Origin of the sequence: Roseibium aggregatum IAM 12614 (assembly GCF_000168975.1) — a bacterium.
Taxonomy (GTDB): Bacteria; Pseudomonadota; Alphaproteobacteria; order Rhizobiales; family Stappiaceae; genus Roseibium; species Roseibium aggregatum.
In genome coordinates this window covers 1-20,916 of record NZ_AAUW01000001.1, presented here as the reverse complement: position 1 = coordinate 20,916, position 20,916 = coordinate 1, and the positions used below count along the sequence as shown (strand labels likewise).

The 20,916-nt window shown below is 59.5% G+C and carries 20 protein-coding genes; 4 read left to right on the top strand and 16 right to left on the bottom strand.

All coding sequences use genetic code 11. The features are described 5' to 3' along the window. The first annotated feature begins 322 nt into the window (after window positions 1–322). Complete coding sequence (locus tag SIAM614_RS30375) at window positions 323–1,090, top strand: GntR family transcriptional regulator (RefSeq protein ID WP_198137230.1); 768 nt, start codon at window positions 323–325, stop codon at window positions 1,088–1,090. Between the two features lie 93 nt (window positions 1,091–1,183). Here SIAM614_RS30375 and SIAM614_RS00100 read toward each other — a convergent pair whose 3' ends face one another. From SIAM614_RS00100 to SIAM614_RS00080, 5 genes are all read right to left on the bottom strand, one after another. Next, window positions 1,184–2,809 (bottom strand): ABC transporter ATP-binding protein, encoded by a 1,626-nt coding sequence (locus SIAM614_RS00100; protein WP_040438606.1) that lies wholly within the window; start codon window positions 2,807–2,809, stop codon window positions 1,184–1,186. Between the two features lie 10 nt (window positions 2,810–2,819). Further along, window positions 2,820–3,947, bottom strand: coding sequence for an ABC transporter permease subunit (locus SIAM614_RS00095; protein WP_040438604.1), 1,128 nt, complete (start codon window positions 3,945–3,947; stop codon window positions 2,820–2,822). A gap of 13 nt (window positions 3,948–3,960) precedes the next feature. Beyond that, the gene (gene oppB, locus SIAM614_RS00090; protein WP_006931058.1) at window positions 3,961–4,884 is read right to left on the bottom strand and encodes an oligopeptide ABC transporter permease OppB; all 924 of its coding nucleotides are present in this window, start codon (window positions 4,882–4,884) and stop codon (window positions 3,961–3,963) included. Window positions 4,885–4,991: 107 nt separating this feature from the next. Continuing rightward, complete coding sequence (locus SIAM614_RS00085; RefSeq protein WP_006931057.1) at window positions 4,992–6,578, bottom strand: peptide ABC transporter substrate-binding protein; 1,587 nt, start codon at window positions 6,576–6,578, stop codon at window positions 4,992–4,994. A gap of 222 nt (window positions 6,579–6,800) precedes the next feature. Next, window positions 6,801–7,283: a BA14K family protein gene (locus SIAM614_RS00080; protein ID WP_006931056.1), complete on the bottom strand. Its 483-nt coding sequence runs from the start codon at window positions 7,281–7,283 to the stop codon at window positions 6,801–6,803. A 204-nt stretch (window positions 7,284–7,487) separates the two neighbouring features. Between SIAM614_RS00080 and SIAM614_RS00075 the strand changes: the two genes are divergently transcribed. Both SIAM614_RS00075 and SIAM614_RS00070 read left to right on the top strand, forming a co-directional pair. Further along, window positions 7,488–9,299 (top strand): ATP-binding cassette domain-containing protein, encoded by a 1,812-nt coding sequence (locus SIAM614_RS00075; RefSeq protein ID WP_006931055.1) that lies wholly within the window; start codon window positions 7,488–7,490, stop codon window positions 9,297–9,299. A 219-nt stretch (window positions 9,300–9,518) separates the two neighbouring features. Next, a complete protein-coding gene (locus tag SIAM614_RS00070) occupies window positions 9,519–10,181 on the top strand; it encodes an FAD-binding oxidoreductase (RefSeq protein ID WP_006931054.1) in 663 nt (220 codons plus the stop codon). 211 nt (window positions 10,182–10,392) lie between these two features. Here SIAM614_RS00070 and SIAM614_RS00065 read toward each other — a convergent pair whose 3' ends face one another. The 4 genes from SIAM614_RS00065 to SIAM614_RS00050 form a co-directional block, all read right to left on the bottom strand. After that, entirely contained in the window at window positions 10,393–10,971 is a 579-nt protein-coding gene (locus tag SIAM614_RS00065; protein ID WP_006931053.1) for a GNAT family N-acetyltransferase, read from the bottom strand. Then, window positions 10,968–11,525: a helix-turn-helix domain-containing protein gene (locus SIAM614_RS00060; protein ID WP_006931052.1), complete on the bottom strand. Its 558-nt coding sequence runs from the start codon at window positions 11,523–11,525 to the stop codon at window positions 10,968–10,970. The genes SIAM614_RS00065 and SIAM614_RS00060 overlap by 4 nt, the downstream gene beginning before the upstream one ends. 91 nt (window positions 11,526–11,616) lie before the next feature. Beyond that, the gene (fabF, locus tag SIAM614_RS00055) at window positions 11,617–12,879 is read right to left on the bottom strand and encodes a beta-ketoacyl-ACP synthase II (RefSeq protein ID WP_006931051.1); all 1,263 of its coding nucleotides are present in this window, start codon (window positions 12,877–12,879) and stop codon (window positions 11,617–11,619) included. Window positions 12,880–12,979: 100 nt separating this feature from the next. After that, window positions 12,980–13,399: a MarR family winged helix-turn-helix transcriptional regulator gene (locus SIAM614_RS00050; RefSeq protein ID WP_006931049.1), complete on the bottom strand. Its 420-nt coding sequence runs from the start codon at window positions 13,397–13,399 to the stop codon at window positions 12,980–12,982. 172 nt (window positions 13,400–13,571) lie between these two features. Here SIAM614_RS00050 and SIAM614_RS00045 point away from each other — a divergent pair, with 172 nt between their 5' ends. Next, window positions 13,572–14,105 (top strand): HdeD family acid-resistance protein, encoded by a 534-nt coding sequence (locus SIAM614_RS00045; protein WP_006931048.1) that lies wholly within the window; start codon window positions 13,572–13,574, stop codon window positions 14,103–14,105. Window positions 14,106–14,213: 108 nt separating this feature from the next. Here SIAM614_RS00045 and SIAM614_RS00040 read toward each other — a convergent pair whose 3' ends face one another. The 7 genes from SIAM614_RS00040 to SIAM614_RS00010 form a co-directional block, all read right to left on the bottom strand. Further along, window positions 14,214–14,951: an anti-sigma factor gene (locus SIAM614_RS00040; RefSeq protein WP_006931047.1), complete on the bottom strand. Its 738-nt coding sequence runs from the start codon at window positions 14,949–14,951 to the stop codon at window positions 14,214–14,216. Then, entirely contained in the window at window positions 14,948–15,496 is a 549-nt protein-coding gene (locus SIAM614_RS00035; RefSeq protein WP_006931046.1) for a sigma-70 family RNA polymerase sigma factor, read from the bottom strand. Before SIAM614_RS00035 ends, SIAM614_RS00040 begins: the two co-directional genes overlap by 4 nt. A 232-nt stretch (window positions 15,497–15,728) precedes the next feature. Continuing rightward, a complete protein-coding gene (locus tag SIAM614_RS00030; RefSeq protein ID WP_006931045.1) occupies window positions 15,729–16,517 on the bottom strand; it encodes a DUF4394 domain-containing protein in 789 nt (262 codons plus the stop codon). Between the two features lie 221 nt (window positions 16,518–16,738). Next, window positions 16,739–17,443, bottom strand: a complete 705-nt coding sequence (locus SIAM614_RS00025; protein WP_006931044.1) for a pseudouridine synthase — start codon at window positions 17,441–17,443, stop codon at window positions 16,739–16,741. Further along, window positions 17,431–18,489, bottom strand: coding sequence for a class I SAM-dependent methyltransferase (locus SIAM614_RS00020; protein ID WP_006931042.1), 1,059 nt, complete (start codon window positions 18,487–18,489; stop codon window positions 17,431–17,433). The genes SIAM614_RS00025 and SIAM614_RS00020 overlap by 13 nt, the downstream gene beginning before the upstream one ends. A 57-nt stretch (window positions 18,490–18,546) precedes the next feature. Then, complete coding sequence (locus SIAM614_RS00015) at window positions 18,547–19,119, bottom strand: GDYXXLXY domain-containing protein (RefSeq protein ID WP_157139598.1); 573 nt, start codon at window positions 19,117–19,119, stop codon at window positions 18,547–18,549. After that, on the bottom strand, window positions 19,116–20,477 hold the full coding sequence (locus SIAM614_RS00010; protein WP_040438595.1) for a DUF2157 domain-containing protein: 1,362 nt from the start codon (window positions 20,475–20,477) through the stop codon (window positions 19,116–19,118). Before SIAM614_RS00010 ends, SIAM614_RS00015 begins: the two co-directional genes overlap by 4 nt. Window positions 20,478–20,916: the final 439 nt, after the last annotated feature.

Here is a 20,916-nt window from a genome sequence, read left to right as displayed (position 1 = left end):
GCGCGTAAAGAGTTAGAGATTGCATTTGCAGGCAGGCAGAGAAACAATGCATTTATTGTTATTTTTGGCAGTCGTCTGAATGCCAGATCCGGAATAGCACCTGAACTGCACGCCCACACCCCACTTTTGCAGGTGGGACAAGATGCAGAAAGGTGCCGGTATTCTGGCGATTGCGCTTGATTGGCACGTCCCATTGACCGTTCCTTCGCCCTGCGAATGACCGGATGGAGAGAAACCACGAGATTGCGGCTGGTAACGTTTGCCCGCTGCGGTCTTTCTTTGTGTTGCCATTCAGACGCGATGCCAGCGGGGGGGCACCGACGTGAATGTATTACTTACCGCGGACCGACGTTCGGCAGTTCGCGGAGATAACCTGGGGAAGCGGGCGCGTAAGTCCGACGCTGTCTATCAGGACCTCAAGCGCAAGATCCTCACCGGAGAAATGACCTCCGAAAGCCCGATTACCGAACAGTCTCTCGCCCAGGACTATGGCTGTTCGCAGAGCACGATCCGGGAAGCGCTCATGCTGCTTCAGGAATGCGGTCTCGTCGTTCGCCGCGGTTATCAGGGAACATTCGTCACAGATCCAAGCCCCCTTGAGGCGCGGCTTATGCTGAAGCTTCGCATCGACATCGAGACGACCGGCATCGTGGAGGCGGTGAAATATGTGTGCGAAGAGCAGATAAGCGAACTTCTGGCCCTTGAAGAGCAGTTCGAGGCCTGCCACCAAAAACGGGACGTGTTCGGCTGCGCAGAGATCGACCGCACCCTGCACCTGAACCTTTTCCGAATTGGCCAAATGCCCGTTCTGGAGCCGATGCTGATCAGGACCTTCATGATCCTGCAACGGGTCATGCTTTCAGAAGCGCGGTCCGAAGAATCGTGGGCCGCACCTAGTGTGACCCGTCACCGGACAATCATCGAAGCACTGGCCGCGCATGATGTCGACGCCACACTGAAGGCGCTGAAGTGTCATATCCTGTCGAGTGCCGTCAATCTGGCCCCGCACATCTACGGTGCGAATATCACGCAATTGCACCACCAGGTCGAAGCGCTGCCTGTCCAGGCAATCGGTCTCCAGCAGCGCTGAGAAAGTGGTGGCACATTTTTGGACGTTCAACCGTTTCTGATTGAACGTCCAATTGTCTTGCCGTGCGTTTCCTGGTGCGCAGAAAACCGCCGGTCAGGCGGTTTCCATCATCTGTTGCTGCGTCAGCATGGCGGCACCGATCAGCTCTTTCGTATAGTCGCATTTCGGCGCTTCGAAGATCGCATCGGCCGTTCCTGCCTCAACCACCTTGCCCCGCTGCATGACCATCACCGTGTCTGAGATCGCGCGCACCACCGCAAGGTCGTGGCTGATGAACAGATAGGTCAAGCCGTGGGCTTTCTGCAAATCGCGCAGAAGCTCCACCACCTGTTTCTGGATCGTCCGGTCGAGAGCCGATGTCGGCTCGTCGAGAACGACGAGTTCAGGCTTCAGAACCATGGTGCGGGCAATCGCGATACGCTGACGCTGTCCGCCCGAGAATTCGTGCGGATACCGATTGCGCATTGCCGGGTCGAGAGACACCTCTTCGAGAGCCTGGCAAGCGCGCTCGTCACGCTGGCGCCCACTGAGCGATGGCTCATGCACCATCAGCCCTTCGGAAATGATCTGGCCGACGGTCATGCGCGGCGACAGGGAGCCGAACGGATCCTGGAAAATAAGCTGCATGTCCTTGCGCAGCGCACGCATCTCCGCACGGCTCTTGCCGGTGATTTGCTGTCCGTGGAAGACCACCCGGCCACCGGCCGGCAGCAGGTTCAGGACGGCACGGCCAAGGGTGGATTTGCCCGAGCCGCTTTCGCCGACGATCCCCAGTGTCTGCCCCTTGCGCAGCGAGAAACTGATGTTGTCGACGGCGCGCAGAACATGCCTGGGCTTCAGGAAGCCGGAATCGAGTTCAAATTCCACCGCGACCTTCTGCGCTTCCAGAAGAACGGGCGCGCTGTCCGGCACCGGCAGCTTGTGGCCGGTCGGCTCCGCATCCAGCAGCATCCTGGTGTAGGGATGTGCAGGCCGGTTGAAGATCTGTCCGGTATCGCCATTTTCCACCACCTCGCCGGTCTTCATGACATAGACCCGGTCCGCGATGCGGCGGACGATGCCCAGATCGTGGGTGATGAAGATCACCGCCATGCCGAGGCGCTTTTGCAGATCCGCCAGAAGGTCCAGGATCTGCGCCTGTGTGGTGACGTCGAGCGCGGTCGTCGGCTCGTCGGCAATCAAGACGTCGGGATCGTTGGCAAGCGACATGGCGATCATCACGCGCTGGCGCTGGCCGCCCGACATCTCGTACGGATAGGCGTTGATCTTGCGTTCCGGCTCGGGAATGTTGACGAGCTTCAAAAGGTCGAGGGCCTTTGCCTTTGCCGCCTTCCAGGACAATCCGCCGTGAACCACCATGGGTTCGGCCAGTTGCCGGCCGATGGTGTAAAGCGGGTCGAGAGAGGTCATCGGTTCCTGGAAGATCATGGTGATCTTGGCGCCGCGAATCTTGTTCAGCTTGCCTACCGGCAGACCGAGAATATTCCGCCCTTCGTAGATCACCTCGCCGCGCGTGCGCCCGTTGGAGGCCAGAAGACCCATGGCGGCCATCATGGTCTGGCTCTTGCCGGAGCCACTCTCTCCCACGATCGCGACGGTTTCGCCCGCCTGCACATGAATATCGACACCCTGCACCGCATTGATGGTGCCCGTCGCGGTTTCGAAGTCGACCTTGAGATCCTTGATGGAGAGGACCGTTTTTTTGGTTTCGCTGGTCATGGTCTTCTCCTCACCGGTCCTTCGGGTCCAGGGCATCGCGCAGGCCGTCGCCGATGAAGTTCAGCGCGAACAGGGTCGATGTCAGGAAGATGGACGGGAAAATCAGCATCCAGGGCGCCCCTTGCAGATTGCGGGCCCCTTCGGAAATCAGCACACCCCAGCTTGTCATCGGTTCCTGAATGCCGAGGCCCAGGAAGGACAGGAAGCTTTCCAGCAGGATGACCTTCGGCACCAGGAGGGTCATGTAGACCACGACGGGACCGAGCGTGTTCGGAATGATGTGCCGGCGCACGATACCGCCGTCGGCAACGCCAAGCGCTTCGGCTGCCTGCACGTATTCCTGCCGCTTGATGGTCAGTGTCTGACCGCGCACGATACGGGCCATATCCAGCCATTCCACCGCCCCGACGGCGATGAACATCAAGATGAAGTTCCGGCCGAAGAACACGACCAGCATGATCACGAAGAAGATGAAGGGCAGAGAATAGAGGATGTCGACAACGCGCATCATCATCTGGTCGACCCTGCCGCCGAGATATCCGGACGTCGCTCCGTAAAGAACACCGATGGAGATCGCGACGAAGGTCGCCAGAAGACCGATAGTCAGTGATACCCGGCCTGCAATGAAGGTCCGTGTCATCATATCACGGCCATTGGCGTCGGTGCCGAAGTAGAAATGCATGAAGTTGATGTCGGCCCTGACCGTTGCCGACTTGTTGTCGGCAGACATGTCAGTAAGCTCTGTGTTCTTGAACAGATCGCTGCGGTCGAAATAGAGCACCGCCCGGGGATCGATGTCCCGGCTGGAGGTCACCTTCGCGACAATCGTGTCGCCTTCGCGCTCGAAGGTCTCCACCGTCAGCCGTGCCCGTTTGGCGGAGGACATGAAACCGGGTTCGACCTGCTCGGGCTTCGGATAGGCCTCCAGGCTGGCCGGCACCTTCACGTAGTCACGATAGACGGTGTCGTAGTGATGAGCGGACAGGATCGGGCCGAAGACAGAGATCAGCCCGATTGTCAGGAGCACGATGATGGAGGCGACCGCCGCGCGGTTGGCGAGCAACCGGTCGCGAGCGTCGTCCCACAGGGAACGCCCCTTTGCGGGCGCTCCGGCGGATGATGTTGCAGTGAGGGTCACAGACGTCTCCTCCTCAGTCGTAGCGCACACGCGGATCGAGCAGCGCATAGAGCAGATCCACGACGAGGTTGAACAGGATGACAAAGCAGGCAACGACAACAACCGTGCCCATGACGAGCGTGTAGTCTCGGTTGAGAGCGCCCTGCACGAAGTAGCGGCCAATGCCCGGGATGCCGAAGATGGTTTCGATCACCACCGATCCGGTGAGCAGCGCTGCCGCGGCCGGGCCAAGATAGGATACGACCGGCAGGATCGCGCCTCTGAGCGCATGCACCACGACAATCATGTAGGAGGTCAGCCCATAGGCCCTCGCCGTGCGGACATGGTTGGACCTGAGAGCTTCGATCATCGAGCCGCGCGTCAGACGCGCTACGACGGCGATCTGCGGCAAGGCCAGGGTCACGACGGGCAGCACCCGGTTGACGAAGGCGCCTCCGTTCCAGCCGCCGACCGGCAGCCATCCCAGCCACACGCCGAGGATCAGCGTCAGGATCGGTGCCACGACGAAGTTGGGAATGGTCACGCCCAGGGTTGCCGCCGCCATGATCGAATAGTCCGCCGGCCTGTTCTGGCGCAGCGCGGCCGCCACGCCCAGGATACCGCCGACGATCAGCGCCAGGCAAAGCGCAGACAAGCCCAACTGGATGGAGATGGGAAGACTTTCCGCGAACAGTTCGTTGATCGAGAAGTCCCGGAAATAGAAGCTCGGACCGAAGTCCAGACGTGCCACGCTCTGCAGGTACAACAGGTACTGGTTCCAAAGCGGCTCGTTGAGATGATAGATCTTGTTGAGGTTCTCCATCACCTTTGCTTCCAGCGGACGTTCCAGATCGAACGGTCCACCCGGCGCGATGCGGATCAGGAAAAAGGAAATCGTGACAATCAGAAATAGCGTCGGGATTGCGCCGAGCAATCGTCCGAAGACATAGCGGAGCATAGGCCTTGCCTCTGTCGTTAAACGGCGGTCTTTCGGTCAATCTTGATTGATTGATGCCGCCTTGCAAGAACCGGCAGGGAAACCCTGCCGGTCTCGATGTTGTCAGGTTATTCGGAGATGCTCATCCAGCGGGACGGATGGATGTTGAGGAGGTTGTCCTCAAATCCTGCCACCTTGTCGGAGACCAGGTTCATGGAACCGTAGTACATCATCGGAATGAACGGCAGGTCCCGCATGAAGATCTCTTCAGCCTTCTTCAGGAGGTCCGCACGCTTCTCCAGATCCACCGTAACGGCCGCTTCGTCCATGAGTGCGTCGTACTCGGGATTGTTGTAGCGGGCGTAGTTGAAGCCGTCGTTGTCGCTCTCGACCATGAACAGGAAGTTCTGCGGGTCGGAGTAGTCGCCGATCCAGCCGGCACGGGCAACATCGAAGTCCTGGCGGTCACGCAGCATGGCGTAATGCGTCTTGGTGTCGGTGTTGATCAGCTTCACGTTGACGCCAAGAGGTTTCCACATGTCGGCAATCGCGACTGCCGTGTTCTTGTGGTTTTCCGACGTATTGTAGTTGATCGTCAGCTCGACGGGATTGTCCGGGCCGAAACCGGCATTGGTCAGAAGTTCGATCGCTTTTTCTTCGCGGTCGATCTGGGACATGTCCTTGTAGTCGGCATAGGCGGGTTCACCGTAGTTGCCGATGCCCGGCGGCACGAAGGAATAGCCGGCGACCATGGTGGAGCCCCAGATTTCATCGGCCAGGAACTCGCGGTCGATTGCCATGGACAGGGCCTGGCGGACGTCCGGGTTCTTCAGGACTTCGTCTTCGTGGTTGAGGGCATAGTAGTAGGTACCCAGATACGGAGCCACGTGGAACTGGTCGCCCAGGTTCTCACGCATGAAGGCAACCTGCTCGGTCGGTGCATCGTTGTTGGTATGCAGCTCACCGGCCTGGAACCTGCGCAGAGCCGCGCCGCGGTCTTCCGTCGGATAGAAGAAGACGGTGTCGATCTTCACCTGATCGGCATCATGGAAATACTCGTTCTTGACCGCCTTCACATGGGCGTTCGGCACGAACTCTGCCAGGGTGAAGGGCCCGTTGGTGACGATGTTCTCGGCCTTCACGAAATCGGAGCCGAATTTTTCAACGGAGGCCGGATGGACCGGAAGGCCGGTCTGGTGGCCCAGAAGATCAATGAAATACGGTGTCGGGGATTCCAGAGCGATCTCGAGCGTGTGATCGTCAAGTGCCTTCACACCGAGGTCTTCCGGCTTGGCTTCGCCCTTGTTGACCTTTTCCGCGTTCAGGATCGGATAAAGAACGTTGGCGTATTTGGCGCCCGTTTCCGGGTTCATGATGCGCTGGAGCGAATAGACAAAATCGCCGGCAACGACCGGATCGCCATTGGACCACTTGGCATCGTCGCGCAGCATGAAGGTGTAGGTCTTGCCGTCGTCGGAGACCTTCCACTCGGACGCCACGCCCGGAATGATCTGGCCATCGGCACCATAGGCAACCAGGCCTTCGTAAAGATCACGCAGGATGTGAGCTTCGTAGGTCGTGGAGGTCTTGTGCTGATCCAGGGTTTCCGGATCGGCAGTGTTGCCGCGGTGGTAGACCACCTCTGCAACCGCAGTGATAGATGTAGCAGCCATCAAGGCAGCCGCAAGCGCTGTTACACGCATGGACTTGAACATATCGCTCTCCCCTCTTGGGTTATAGTTGAAGCAAATGGAACGATGGGTCACAAGATTCCACGCTCTTTGCGAGCAATCAAGCATCCCCCAACGGCACGTTCCAATCTTTGACACAAAAAGGCGATGTTTTTGCTATTTTTTTGATTCAGGCGGAAAAATTTTTCGCAACTTTACTGCGCGGTCAAATATTTTGACCTCGGCGTGCGAAATTTTGTTTCAAACCTAGCGGCAAAATCGATATTTTCCACTATAGGCCAGATACGTGCCTGTGTTCGGATTGAAAGACTTGAATTTCCGGGCGCAATAAGCGGTCCACTGCGGTGTGAATGGAGCCAGACCGGTCTTGGTATAAGGTACACGCTGAGGTTGTCCACGGTAGCGCGGCGGGTTGACATAAACACGTGACCGATAGGGATAGGCCCTCATGTCATAGGGGTGGTAATAATAAGGAGCGCCATAGGGACGATAGGGCGGTCCGTAGAGGCCATAGGGTGCGTAGAAAGCGCCACCCCGATACCCGCGATTGCCAAAGCCGAAGCCAATACCAACGCCGTTGAAATAAATGCCATCGGCACGTGCCGGCGCCGCATCGGTCAAGCAGGCAAATGCCCCTGCCAGACAGAGTGCGGCCGCGGTGAAAAAGGTCTGAAACCGCTCGCGGGGGATGCTGCCGCGTTCACGTTTCGCCAGATTCAGGTCAGACATGATGCTCTCTCCTGTCGGCGCATGTCTTGCGCCTGTTGGTCGCCCCTGTCCACGTACCGGCAAGAATATCCCATTTGGCCGGCAAAATCTCTCTGATCCCGATCAAAAATACAGGACGTTCCTTCCAGCGCCGCTTGCGCGGCAAACGCGCGGCCAGTAAACCGGGCGCCGATCCGACATTCCGACCGGGAAAACAAGACCCTCATGGCTCCACCGCTCCTGACACTCCGCGACGTTCATCTGACCTTTGGCGGCACACCGCTGCTGACCGGCGCAGAGCTTTCCGTTTCCGAAGGGGAGCGCATGTGCCTGGTTGGCCGCAATGGCTCGGGCAAATCAACTCTCCTGAAAATCGCCGCCGGCATGGTGGAGATGGACAAGGGTGAACGGTTCTTCCAACCAGGCCGCACCGTTCGCTATCTGCCACAAGACCCGGACCTTTCGGCCTATGCCTCCACATTGGAGTATGTCAACGAGGGCCTGACCGAGGGCGACGATCCCTATCGCGGCGCCTATCTTCTGGAAGTTCTCGGCCTCAACGGTTCGGAAGATCCGAAGTCCCTTTCCGGCGGCGAGGCCCGCAGAGCCGCCCTCGCCCGGACGCTTGCGCCCGAACCGGATATCCTGCTGCTCGACGAGCCGACCAACCACCTGGACCTTCCCGCCATCGAATGGCTGGAACAGGAGCTCAAAAGCCTGAAGTCGGCCCTCGTGCTGATTTCCCACGACCGCCGCTTCCTGGAGAACCTGTCGCGGACCACGGTCTGGATCGACCGCGGCATCGCCCGGCGGCTCGACAAGGGTTTTGCCCACTTCGAGGCCTGGCGCGACGAGGTGTTCGAGCAGGAAGAGATCGACCAGCAGAAGCTGGCGCAGAAGATCAAGCGCGAAGAGCACTGGATGACCTATGGCGTCACCGCCCGGCGCAAACGCAACATGCGCCGGGTGCGCGAGCTGGCGGACCTGCGCAAGCAGAAGCGCGAACATCGCGGACCGCAGGGCACCGCCAAGCTTTCTGCAACGGACGCCGAAGTTTCAGGCAAGCTGGTGATCGAAGCCAGGAACATCTCCAAGACCTATGGCGAACGCGCCATCGTCAAGGACTTCTCCACTCGCATCCAGCGCGGCGACCGGGTCGGCTTCGTCGGCCCGAATGGCGCCGGCAAGACGACACTCCTGAAAATGCTGACCGGCGAGCTGGCGCCGGACACCGGCGCAACGCGGCTCGGCACCAACCTGGAAATGGTGACGCTCGATCAGAAGCGCGAGAACCTCAATCTCAACGACACGCTGTCGTCCGTCCTGACCGGCGGGCGCGGCGATACGGTGGTGATCGGCGACGAAACCAAACATGTGATGTCCTACATGAAGGACTTCCTGTTTTCACCGGAACAGGCCCGCACGCCTGTGGGGGTGCTTTCGGGTGGTGAACGGGCACGCGCCATGCTCGCCCGGGCACTGGCCAACAAGTCGAACCTGATGGTGCTCGACGAACCGACCAACGACCTCGATCTGGAAACGCTCGACCTGCTGCAGGAATTGCTGGCCGACTATCCCGGCACGGCGCTGATCGTCTCCCACGACCGTGACTTCCTCGACCGGGTGGCAACTTCCGTCATCGTTTCGGAAGGCGATGGCCTTTGGCGTGAATATGCCGGTGGCTACTCCGACATGCTGGCCCAGCGGGGCGAAGGTGTAACCGCCCGCAAAGTGGACAAGTCTGCACCGGCGAAAAAGGAAAAAGCTTCTACGCCAGAGGTTTCGCCGCAAAAGCCTCAGGCGAAATCGAAACTGAGCTTCACCCAGCAGCATCTCCTGAAAACCCTGCCGGAGACGATCGAGAAGCTGGAAGCGCGTCTTGAAACTCTTCAGGCGGAAATGAACGACCCGCAGCTTTACGTGAAGAACCCTGACAAGTTTGCCAAGATCTCCCAGCAAATCACTGATCTCACAGCAGAAAAAGATGCTGCGGAAGAGCAGTGGCTGGAGCTGGAGATGCTGAACGAGGCAAGCTAGCGGAGCGGGCCAGCCAGTCGTCTTCACAAATTGATTCAAGTTCGCGCCGTGGCCTGAAGCGGAAACAAAGCACCGCTTCAGGATAACCGGTGCACACGATGGCCCGCCTGCCTTGTGCACCCCTCACCAGCCGGAATGCGGCTGATGAGGTATTTGATCCTGGGGGAACTCTCCACCCCCTTTCCGCGTTTCCTCCTTGAGCAAGAAGGAGACGCACACATGCACAAGGCGACTATTCTCAAGATCGACCAGGTCACGCACGACGTGAAACGCTTCCGTCTTGTCGAACCGGACGGATTTGATTTCAAAGTCGGCGACGCTACAGAGCTAGCGGTCGACGAAGACGGTTGGCGGGAAGAGACCCGGCCCTTCACCATGACCTCGCTTCCGGAAGAGCGCACGCTTGAGTTCACCATCAAGGGCTACCCTGATCATGATGGGGTGACGGCACGCCTTCACAAGTTGAAGGAAGGTGACACCGTTCTGATCGATCAGCCTTTCAAGACCTTCCGTTACGATGAGCCCGGCGTGTTTATTGCCGGCGGAGCCGGCATCACGCCGTTCCTTGCGATTTTCCGGGATCTTGAAAAGAAGGGCAAGCTGGACGGCAACCAGCTTATCTTTGCCAACAAGACCTCGGACGACATCATCTATCGTCAGGAGCTTGAAGCGATGGATGGTCTGAAGGTGGACCACGTGCTGTCGGACGAAGATACCGCAGGCAGCCACCATGGCATGGTCGATGCGAGCATGATCAAGGACCTGGTGCCGGATCTCGACCGTCACTTCTATTTGTGCGGACCGCCGCCGATGATGGACGCCGTTCAGGAAGTGCTCGATAACCTGGGTGTCAAATCCAATTCGGTCGAATTCAGCGACTAAGCGGGACTGGCGTTTCAGTTCGAGTGATCCGCTCTGACTGTTATCGCTGCGATTGAAATTCAACGAAGATCCGGGCCTTTTTGGGCCCGGGTCTTTGCGGTTATTTCCCCAGACAACCCATGAACATTCTCTCTCCCCGCTTTGGCTGGGAAGGCATCATGGATGGGCAGTCCTCCAAACGGTCGTTTGCCACTAACGGAAACGCTCTCCCCTACCGCAGGTCTTTGTAGAAGACGGTCGTGGCGTCCAGATGGCCATGGCTGTTGTAGGCGTAATCCGGAATGACGCCAGCCTTCTGATATCCGCAGGTCGGGTAGAGCTTTTCCGCCCTGTCTCCGGTTACCGTATCCAGCACCAGCATCCAGCGGTTCACAGACATCGCCAGCCCGTCGATAGCTGTCATCAGCTTTCTGGCAAGTCCCTTGCGGCGGTGTTCCGGATGGACCATCAGCTTGGCGACATCTGCCCGATGAGGCTGGTTGTCCGCCCCGGCATTCACCAGCATCACGACACCGGCAATCTCAGAGCCCTGACGAGCAGCGAGCAGAAAGGCTTCGCCGCTCTCAATGGCCGGTAGTTTACCGGCCCAGAACGCTTCCGCCTTCTCCTGAGAAATCGGCAGAATAAAGCCAATCCCAGCGCCATCTTCCACACATGTTTTCAGGAGTTGCCCCAGAGCAGAAAGGGAGCTGCGAACTTCGTCCGCAGACATCAGATAAACCGGGGCTTCAGGCACGAACGGCTGAGGTTGACCCGAAGTGGTCAGGACTGCGGTTTCGGAAAGGGTCATGGCGTGATCACCGTCAGGAAATAGCGTGCCGGCACCTTGCCGGACGCATGATAGCTGTTGGGGGCATTGAGGCGAAACCGGAGCGCGTCCCCGGGGGCCAGATCGTAGGTGTCGGGACCGACGACCAGCCGCAGTTTGCCTTCCAAAAGCACAAGCTGATGTTCTAGATCCGGCACCGGTGGCGCCGCATAGGCAACAGTGGCGCCCGCAGGAATGCAGCCTTCGATCATCGCCCCGCGGTATCCGCTGGCAGCGGGCGTCAGCGTGCGCCGGGTGTAACCGGTCTCCGGGTCCGTCCAGACGGCCTGGGCTTCCCGGGGGACAAGGCGTTCAACTGTTGAGGAAGCAGATCCGAAGAGTTCGGCCATGGAAAGCCCGAAAGCGGAAGCAAGCTTGCCCAGCACGTTTGCTGTCGGGCTGGTGTCACCCCGCTCGACCCGCGAGAGGGTCGCCCGGCTGATACCGGTGCGTTTGGCCAGCTCTTCCAGCGGCCAGTTTCTGGCCCGGCGAAGGTCGGTCAGCCGCCGGGCAAGATCTTGATCAAGGTTCGACATCAAAAATCCCACAAATGAGAATTTTCTCATATATGGGATTTTTCGTTTCTCAAAGCTCAAAGAATGAGCAACGGCTGTCAGCCTTTGAGAATTACACCTTCGAGAACACCGCACTGGCATTCACGCCACCGAAGCCGAAGCCGTTGGTGAGGATGTGGTTGACGTCGCGGGCAATGGCCTTGCCGGGGATCATTTCGAACCGGCTCATGGCCTCGTCTGCGGCTTCCAGGTTGCGTGAGGGCGGCAGCAGGCCGCTCATCAGCGCCTTGACGCAGGCAATCGCTTCAACGGCTCCGGCCGCTCCCAGCAGGTGGCCGAACATCGACTTCGATGACGAGACTGCAAGGTCCTTGCCACGGTTTTCGAACAGAGTTGTCAGCGCCGCGATCTCGGCGGCATCGCCCACAGGCGTCGACGTGGAGTGCGCATTGACGTAGCCGATTTCACCGGCAGAGAGATTGGCCGTCGCCAGGGCCTGACGCATGGCCCGCAGGCCGCCCTCACCGTCCGGCGAAGACGCGGTTACATGATAGGCGTCGGCGCTGGTGCCGTAACCGGCCAGTTCGGCCAGGATCGTCGCACCACGGGCGGTCGCATGGTCAAAGTCTTCCAGAATCAGAATGCCGGCGCCCTCACCCATGATGAAGCCGTCTCGGTCCTGGTCAAATGGCCGGGATGCATGGGCGGGATCGTCGTTTCGTTTGGACGACATCGCCTTTGCGGCACAGAAACCGGCATAGGAGACCTTGTCGATACAGGCTTCCGACCCGCCGGCAACCATCACGTCGGCTTCTCCGGAGCGGATGATGCGGGCGGCATCGCCAAGGGCCTGAAGGCTGGCGGCACAGGCTGTCACCGGCGCGCCGATCGGACCCTTGAGGCCGTGACGGATGGAGACCTGCCCGGCAGCGAGATTGGCCAGGAACGAGGGCACCAGAAAAGGCGATGCGCGCCGAGGGCCTTTTTCGTCGACCAGCCGCGTTCCGGCGGTCATGGCCGGAAATCCGCCTACCCCGGTCGCGATGATCGTACCGGTCCGTTCCTTGTCCTTGTCGGACTTCGGTTCCCAACCGGCATGGGCAAGCGCTTCCTGAACCGCGCCCATGGCGAAGTGGATGAACCGGTCAGAGCGGCGCTGTTCACGCGGATCCATCACCGCATCGACATCAAAGCCGTGTTCGTCTTCCGCCTTGGAAAGAACCTCACCGGCGATCTGGCAAGCCAGATCGCTCGCGTCGAAGTGGGTGATCCTGCGGATGCCGTTGTCCCCTTGCTTCACCTGGCTCCAGAAAGCTTCTACTCCGGTGCCCAGCGGGGAAACGATCCCCAGTCCCGTTACGACCACACGCCGCATGTCTTACCTCGCATTGGTTTGCCAGTGCCCCCGCCCCGGCAGTTAAGATGTATCGAGCCGGGTTGCCAGTCCGCCCGAAATGGAAATGAGCGACGCCCGGCTAAAGCTCCGACAGCCGTTTCAAGGTGTCGATGGCGCGCAGAAACTCATCGCTGCCCAGATGGTCCTTCACGTCCGCCTGAGCCCGCCGCCATAACGGCAGGGCCTTGTTCAAAAGCTCTGCGCCTTTTGGCGACAGCCGGTATTGCTTGCTGCGGCCGTCCTGGACGAGTTGCGATACCACCAGTCCCTTGCGTTCCAGAAGTGCCACGTTGCGGACCAGCGTTGTCCGGTCCATGGACAGCCGTTCCGCCAGCTCCGCCGTCGTTGCATCCTCGTATTTGTGGATCGTGACAAGAACGGAAAACTGTCCCGGTGTCATACCAACCCGCCGTGCCAGCTTGTCGTAATGCCGGCTGACAGCCCGTGCGGCCTTGCGGGCGTTGTCCAGAACGCAGAGCGAGAAGTCGTCTTCTTCCATGCGGGCTTTGTGTGCATATACACACTAAAAGTCAAGTCACAGACTGACGATCCCCTTCCCTGGCAAATTGTCATCAGGATATTGCGTTTATTTGCAAAGGGGTTACGGTCGACATCAGCAACCGGAGCGTGAGGAGGTCAAAATGACAGATACGGTTCAGGCTGTAGAGAATATGAAAAGAAAGATTCAGGATAACTGGGGCTGGTTTCTGGCGCTCGGCATTGCGCTGGTCATAGGTGGCGTCATCCTGATCGCCGCTCCCTTGGCAACCTCGATTGCCGTGACGATCCTGATTGCGGCCGTGCTGTTCGTTGGCGGCCTGGTGCAGATCTACAATTCGTTCAAGACCCATGGCACCGCCAGTTTCCTCTGGAACCTGATTACCGGCATCATCGCCGTCATCGGTGGCATCGTGATTTACGTGAACCCGCTTGCGGGAACCATCGCACTGACACTGGTCATCGCCGCGATCTTCGTGGCACAGGGCATAAGTCAGATTCTGCTGGCTTTCAAGCTGAAGCCGCATGAAGGCTGGGTCTGGGTGCTGATCGCAGGGCTGGTATCACTTGTGGCCGGCGCCATGATCTGGCTGGAGCTGCCGAGTTCCGCAGCCTGGGCGCTTGGGCTGCTGGCAGGCATTTCCGTGATGCTCAACGGATGGAGCTATATCGCGATCGCCCTTGCGGCCAAGGCATCCAAGAACTGAATTCGCAAATTTGGCAAACAACCGACACCCGGCAAAAACTCATTTGCCGGGTGTTTTTGTGTGAGGTCGCGTGAGCGCCCTCTGACGAAACACCTCTTGAGCTGAAGATCACCTCGGCTCTTTGGCAAGGCCCTTGCCGAGGATCGGTCCCGTGGGCAAACCGGTTGGAGACCCACCGGGCTGTTCGAAGGTGATTTCATAAAGCTGGTCAGGCTTCGGCACCGGCAGACCGGCAGCTTGCAGGACCGTTTGTTTCGGTTCATCGAAGATGCCAATGGAAACAGGCGGCCCGTTCGGATCCGGCTTGGTCCAGAGCTGCAGGATCGTGCCCGCCGGAACGTCGGTCTCGCCGAGCAGTGTGACCTGGGTCGCATTGTTGTCGGCCCCCTCGATCATCGCAACCGGCTGACCGGCATCGTTGACGAGAACGGCGATCACCTGTGGCTCAACGCCCGTCATCACGTTCCAGACCAGCGCAATGGCCATTACGAGGCTCGCCGCAAGGCTGGCCGCCGCGGTCCATAAAAGGGGTCTGCTGCGCTTTTCTCTCTCGGACTTGAGATCAACCGGTGCCGCAGCTCGGCTGTCTGTTGCCCTGGGTGCGACCAGGCTCTCTTCCACTGCGTCCAGGCGCCTTTCAACGCGATGCCAAAGGCTGTCGGGCACGGCTTCACGAGGTGTCGCAGCGTCCAGGGCGGCGAACCGCTGACGGGCAAGTTCCACGAGAACGGCCAATTCCGGCTCCTTCATCAGGCGCTCTTCCACTTCGCGCTGTTCTTCCGGGTCGCACAGGCCAATGACGAATTCGTCGGCAAGCTCGGCAAGGTCACGGCGGGCTGTTCTCATGACATGCACTCCCGCAGGGACGACAGGCCACGGCGCACCCATGCCTTTACCGTTCCAAGGGGGGCCGACAGACGGCCGGCAATCTCGCCATGGGTGTAGCCCCAGATATAGGACATCAGCACCGCACTGCGCTTTTCGGTTTCCAGCCGCCCCAGACACCGGCGCAACTCGCTGTCGTGACCCAGCATTTCCCAGGCTTCGTTCAGGTCGCTGCCATCGATCTGGCGTTCCAGCTTGTCGTCATCTGTTGCCGTTTCCCGGGCTCCATCGCGCAGCATGTTCAGGGTCCTGTTCCTCAGAACCGCGTAGATCCAGGCGCGTCCGGATCCCTTGGCCGGATCAAACTGGGAAGCCTTGCGCCAGATCAGGACCAGGGCATCCTGCAGGGCGTCTTCAGCAAGGTCCTGCCGGCGCAACATGCGCTTGGCAATGCCCAGCATCTTCGGACCCTCCAGCTCCAGGATCTGCCGCAGGGCCTGCCGGTCCTTGCGTGCGCAGGCGGCCAGAAGGGCCGCGTGGTTCACTTCGCTTACGCTTTCCGGCATATCCAGCACGTTGGTCTCACTTCTTCAATCTCACCGGTCTCCTGACTGCTACGCATCAACAGCGTTGCCGGACCATCTGCCTTGAAAAGGACCGGAGCAGCCAGGGGTGGGTGGTCCAGGCTGCTCCGGCAAACGGCTTTGCGATCCAGGAGGGAAAGGTCCGCAAAGCCCAGAGCATCTTTCTTTATTTTTGGGCTGAAGATGCTCCTTTAGCTCAATGTATGGATGGCCGTTACATTGCGGTCATGAAGGTGATGTCGCGCAGCGGCCATTCCAGACCACCCAGTTCCCAGCTTCCTGTCACCTTGCCGGTTTCCAGCGAAACGGTGTGCAGCCACGTGCCTGTTGCGAGCCAGGCCTTGTTGTTGCCTTCCGCGTCTGTCGCGACATCGAAAGCGTAGGTTTCGGCAGCGTCCACACCCAGCTTGCCGACGGCTGCTAGCGTGCCGTCGTTCGGAGACGTCTGCCGGATGACCGCGCCGATGGTCGCGTCGATATCGTACATCGCCGTCGTTTCCGGCTGGCCGTAGGAATTGATATAGGCGGCAGCCACGATGTTCGGCGTCTCGCCCGCATGCATGTCCTTTTCCTCAAAGGCCAGGCTGCCGTCGACGGTCACCTTGCCGCTTTCAATATCAACCCTGTGGTTGGTCACGCCAGTCATGAAGCGCAACTTGTTGGCCTTGGGGTTGAAGTCGACGATGACAGGCTGCCCGTCCTTCAGCGGCAGCATCTTGTCCATCCTGGAGATCACGGTTGCCGCACCGGTCTTCGGATTGATCTCGACGATTTCATGGGCGGCACTGACGCCGATGAGCTGCCCCGTCGCCGGCCGCAGGTCAATGCCGAGCAGGCTGTCGACGCCGGAGACCTCCATCTTTTCGGTGACTTTTCCGGAATTGCTGTCGATGACCACCAGGGTCTTATCACCGGCAAGACCGATCGCAGGGGTTGCGTGCGCAGCGCCTGCGGCAAGAACAAGGGCGGTTGCAGTCAGAAGGCTACGTGCAAAAAGGGGCATTTCAGATCTCCGTCTTTCAAAGGCAGGAGGCATCGGATTGGCCTCACATCCCGGGAACACGGCAGATCGAATTTTGGATGCAGCAGGAAAAAACTTATTTGATATTTTTTCAGTATCGAGCGATCAGAGAACAGATAAATATCTGATTTCGCTTAATTAAAAACAGAAACGCATTTTTGTGAAAATTGCGTGTCCGGCAGCACGAACGTGCAAACGTGACCTCACTCGCCTCCAAAGATACGCGTCTTTTCCTCTTCGGACAGAACTTTCCACTGGCCTTCTTCAAGGCCTTCCAGACCGAGACCGCCGATGTGGCTGCGGGTCAGATCGGTGACATGGTTGCCCGTTGCCGCAAACATGCGGCGAACCTGGTGATACCGGCCTTCATGCAGGGTAAGGCGGGCATGGGTCTCGTCGATCACCTCAAGTTCCGCCGGCTTCAGCGGCTTGTCTTCGCTTTCCAGCATCATGTCGCCGGAAGCGAACAACGCCCCTTCGTCGCCCTTCATCGGACGGTCGAGTGCCACTTCGTAGATCTTGGGAACTTCGGACTTCGGCGAGATCACGCGATGAAGGAACGTACCGTCGTCGGTGAACAGCAGGGCACCGGATGTCTCCTTGTCGAGACGGCCGATGGTGGACAGCACGGGCTTGCGCATGCGGAACCGGTCCGGCAGCAGATCGTAGACAAGCCGGCCCTGATCCTTGATGGAACAGGTGTAGCCGAGCGGCTTGTTCATCAGGATAACGACGCCATGTGCAGGGTCGAGCGGCTCATCATCGAAGAGGATGTCCTCGTGAGCGGTCTTGGCATCCGCTTTCAGCCGGTTGCCCTTGAGGTCGGTGACCCAACCGTTGCGGATGGCGACCTGCATTTCCTTCCGGCTGCCATAGCCGAGATTGGCGAGGAGTTTCACAAGACGCATGTTACCGTCCCCCCTTGCCTTTTGACCGCCCGGATGACCTTGTAGCCGCCTTCATCGGCGAGCTGTTTCACGTCGGCGAAGACCTCGCCCAGCGTATGCTCATAGGGAAGATGCCGGTTGGCGACCATGAAGAATTCGCCGCCAGGGCGCAGCCCACGGGCAGCGGACCGGATGAAGCCCTGACCGACGTCGGCGCGATCCGCTTTGCCGGCCTGGTGAAACGGCGGGTTGGAAACGACGAAGTCGTACGGCCCCTCGATCCCCTGGGTCACATCCGACCAGATACCGTTCATCGTTCTGAGGCCCTTGAAGGCCGCCAGGTTCTGTTCGGCCAAATCCAACGCCCGCTTTTCCGCCTCGAATAGATCCATCGATGTGACCTTGGGAGCCTTCTCGAAGACGGCACGGGTCAGATACCCGAAGCCTGCACCCAGATCCGCGCCCCTGCCCTTGAGCGTCGCCGGCAGTTGGTCTGCAAGAAGTCTGGAGGCCGGGTCGATCCTGTCCCAGGCGAAGACGCCCGGCCGGCTGACAAAAGCACCGTCAAGCACGGGCCGCGGCGCGTCGAGCGTCAGCCATTCGGCAAGGAGTGAGGTGTTCAGGCTGTCATCGGACACGTCGCTCCAGACAACACGGCACTTGTTCTTGGTCATTTTCTCGGCACTGCCCAGAAGATCCTGAAGATCACTTTCCAGCGTCTTCGCACCTTCAGTGTTCGGCGCACAGGCAATCACAATGCCGCCGGGCCTTGTCTTTGAAACAGCTCGGGCAAGCTGTGCCCTTGCTTCCTGCCGCTGCCGCCCCGGCAGAACGAGAACAGCGTCAAATCCGTCGGCCTCCGTTTCCGCATCGACTTTCAGCCCCGCCTTTTGCAGCGCATCCCGGTCTGGCGCGAAGCTCTGTTCGCAAACAAGGTTTGCGTCCGCAAGCGCTGCAAGCGCACGTCCTGCCCTTGCGCGCAGAAACAGGACGCGGCTCTTGTCGGCAAGCTCGACAGCCCCGGTTTCAAGAGGCAATACGAGTGTATCAAGCGCGGGATCGGACATGATGGTCTTTCAGACGGGTTTCGGTTGACGCGCTCTTACCGCCAGAATGGTCGGACGTCAAAAGATCGCGTCGGACCGGAAGACCTTTCCATCGACCAGAAGGTTCACCGGCAAAGACCGGCCGTCTTCGGTGACAGCAACTTCCAGCAGAATGCGCGACCGATCCATCCGCTCGATCTCAAGCCCTTCGCCTTCCGGCAGGAAAAAGGCGTCAATGCCGTAGTCGACCCTAATCTCGTCCCCAAGCACGGCGCGAACGGTGCCTGCGATGGCCAGATCTCCGGCTTCGGCTCGTTCGTTCGCGATCAGCACCGGCACGGCAGCGCCCGTTCCTTCGGACTTCAGGCCGACGAAGATGCTGTCTCCCGACTGGACCTTGTCGGCACCGGGCACAGTCTTGGACAGGGTGCCGATCGCCAGATTGATCACCACATAGTCGCCGCGCAGCAGGTCCCTGGGGTCCACCGGCACCACGGCAAGCGGCACAGCGGTTCCGCTGTGTTGAACGGTCAGCCTGTCGACCAGCGGGATTGATATGAGGCCAAGCTGGATCAGGGCCAAAAGCGCCCAGAGCATCCATTGGCTGCGGGAACGCGGTTGTGAGGAAAGTGTTGCGGTTGCCGTGCTCATCCCTGCACCTCCTTCGTAACGTCAGCCTGAACCGGCGCTCGACCACCGCGTCTCATCAGACGCGCCAACCAGAGCGCCATCCCCAGCAGCATAACGCCTGCGACGAGGAAGAACAGCGATTGCCCCAAAAGGCTGCCGATGGTGACCTGAAGCAGCCAGAGCGCGACCGCAGTCAGGCCCAGGTAGGCACAAAGCATCCAGAACCTGTTGTTGTACCATGTCCCCAATGCACAAAGACCGATCAGCGCCGCCAGAACGAATGCTGCCAGGACGAGGATGTTGGCTGACAGCACCGGCATCAGCACGGCCACCAGCGCCAGGCCTGTCGCCCCTAAAAGCGCACCCGATTTGACGGTCTTGTAGGATAACAACATTCCGGCGACCAGCAGAGCCAGGGCAACGGCGAGCGGCACCAGAGCCGGCAGTGCCGCAAGTCCCTTCAAGGCGGGTTCGTCCGAAACCTCGGGAACGAGGATCAGCGCCAGAACGATCAACACGGACAGAACAAGAATGCCGACATCCTGAAGCGATCTCGCCATCAACCAATGCCCGTGACCGCGCATGGGCCGGTCGCTGGACCACTTCACAAAGAGATCGGCAACAGGATCGATCAACATCATCGCGGCTGCCATCCCGCCGGTTCCAGCCAGGAGCATGGCGACGATGACGTCGTCACCTGAATTCATGAGATCCGCCGTTTCACCGAACCAGCGGCCATAAGTCACCCAGAGCAGCGAAATCGCGGCCCAGCGCGAAATCCGCGCCGGATGAACGACCGGATGCGCAAAGATTGCCACCAGAAGAAAAAGCCCGATCAGATCTTCCAGGAGCGGCGCCGCTCCGAAATCGGAGCGCATGACCTGCCAGGTAATGGCAGCACCTGCCGCCACAATCAGCGATGTTTTCGAACCTGTCAGCCAGGCAGCGGCCAGCGCCCCCAGACAGACGAGGAAAGCGCCACCGGGCCAGTCCGCGGGCAGGTGAAAGATCTGCCCGACCAGCGCCATGCCTCCGAGAAAGACCAGTGTCGCAAAGCCTGTGGCAAGATCGGCAATGCCCTTGCGCCCTCTCGAAGCGGCAAAGGCTGCCAGAGCGTTGCTTGCCACGACAAGCATCGCAATGCCGACCAGCTTCACCGACTTGGGGATCGCACCCCAGTTTGCCGCAATGAACGCCAGCAGCGCCAGGGCCACGCAGACCATGCCTATTCCGGCAAGGGCCATGGGCAGGCGGGACCGGCCGTCATCCTGATCCTGCTCCTTCAATATGGCTATCGCCCCGGCAGAACTCACCCAGCCCTTCTCGACCCAAAGCTCCAGGTCGTCCTTCAAGCGTTTCTTATAGGCCCAGTTGAACATGTGGCTCCGCCAGTTGTCTTTTGTTGTTCCGTCGCAGCAGGGCTCCCCTCACCGCCCCCTCAGAAGAAAAGATCCGGAAGGCGCAGTCATCGGCAAGGCATCCGAATTTCCAAACTGCGAACGGCTCTGCTTCTGACAAGAAGTAGGCATTCAGGTGGCGAATAGGAAGTTTGTCTTTCGCCATCACACCCTGGAGCGTAGCGAAAAATCCAATGAAAACAGAGTTCGAAATTTTATAGCCGAATTTCGAGGCGAAAGCGGCTTTCCGGTACTTGAGAGCTGCCCCGATCTTGCTATGCTTAACGGACGAATTCGGCCGGTTGGAACTCGACTGACAACTGTGACGGATCGCCAGGATCAAGCCTTAGCCTGCTAAGCGAACGATCGTTTCAGATCAGAGCCAAACTCCAAAAATAATTCCAGGGGGGCTCTGTGGGGG

Bases quoted from the DNA above. Each gene is read 5' to 3' on its own strand.
- SIAM614_RS00010 (WP_040438595.1), bottom strand. From the start codon at position 20,477: ATGTTCAACTGGGCCTATAAGAAACGCTTGAAGGACGACCTGGAGCTT.
- SIAM614_RS00025 (WP_006931044.1), bottom strand. From the start codon at position 17,443: ATGCGTCTTGTGAAACTCCTCGCCAATCTCGGCTATGGCAGCCGGAAG.
- SIAM614_RS00040 (WP_006931047.1), bottom strand. From the start codon at position 14,951: ATGAGAACAGCCCGCCGTGACCTTGCCGAGCTTGCCGACGAATTCGTC.
- SIAM614_RS00030 (WP_006931045.1), bottom strand. From the start codon at position 16,517: ATGCCCCTTTTTGCACGTAGCCTTCTGACTGCAACCGCCCTTGTTCTT.
- fabF (WP_006931051.1), bottom strand. From the start codon at position 12,879: ATGCGGCGTGTGGTCGTAACGGGACTGGGGATCGTTTCCCCGCTGGGC.
- SIAM614_RS00100 (WP_040438606.1), bottom strand. From the start codon at position 2,809: ATGACCAGCGAAACCAAAAAAACGGTCCTCTCCATCAAGGATCTCAAG.
- SIAM614_RS00070 (WP_006931054.1), top strand. From the start codon at position 9,519: ATGCACAAGGCGACTATTCTCAAGATCGACCAGGTCACGCACGACGTG.
- SIAM614_RS00060 (WP_006931052.1), bottom strand. From the start codon at position 11,525: ATGTCGAACCTTGATCAAGATCTTGCCCGGCGGCTGACCGACCTTCGC.
- SIAM614_RS00035 (WP_006931046.1), bottom strand. From the start codon at position 15,496: ATGCCGGAAAGCGTAAGCGAAGTGAACCACGCGGCCCTTCTGGCCGCC.
- SIAM614_RS00065 (WP_006931053.1), bottom strand. From the start codon at position 10,971: ATGACCCTTTCCGAAACCGCAGTCCTGACCACTTCGGGTCAACCTCAG.
- oppB (WP_006931058.1), bottom strand. From the start codon at position 4,884: ATGCTCCGCTATGTCTTCGGACGATTGCTCGGCGCAATCCCGACGCTA.
- SIAM614_RS00045 (WP_006931048.1), top strand. From the start codon at position 13,572: ATGAAAAGAAAGATTCAGGATAACTGGGGCTGGTTTCTGGCGCTCGGC.
- SIAM614_RS00015 (WP_157139598.1), bottom strand. From the start codon at position 19,119: ATGAGCACGGCAACCGCAACACTTTCCTCACAACCGCGTTCCCGCAGC.
- SIAM614_RS00085 (WP_006931057.1), bottom strand. From the start codon at position 6,578: ATGTTCAAGTCCATGCGTGTAACAGCGCTTGCGGCTGCCTTGATGGCT.
- SIAM614_RS00050 (WP_006931049.1), bottom strand. From the start codon at position 13,399: ATGGAAGAAGACGACTTCTCGCTCTGCGTTCTGGACAACGCCCGCAAG.
- SIAM614_RS00075 (WP_006931055.1), top strand. From the start codon at position 7,488: ATGGCTCCACCGCTCCTGACACTCCGCGACGTTCATCTGACCTTTGGC.
- SIAM614_RS00020 (WP_006931042.1), bottom strand. From the start codon at position 18,489: ATGTCCGATCCCGCGCTTGATACACTCGTATTGCCTCTTGAAACCGGG.
- SIAM614_RS00080 (WP_006931056.1), bottom strand. From the start codon at position 7,283: ATGTCTGACCTGAATCTGGCGAAACGTGAACGCGGCAGCATCCCCCGC.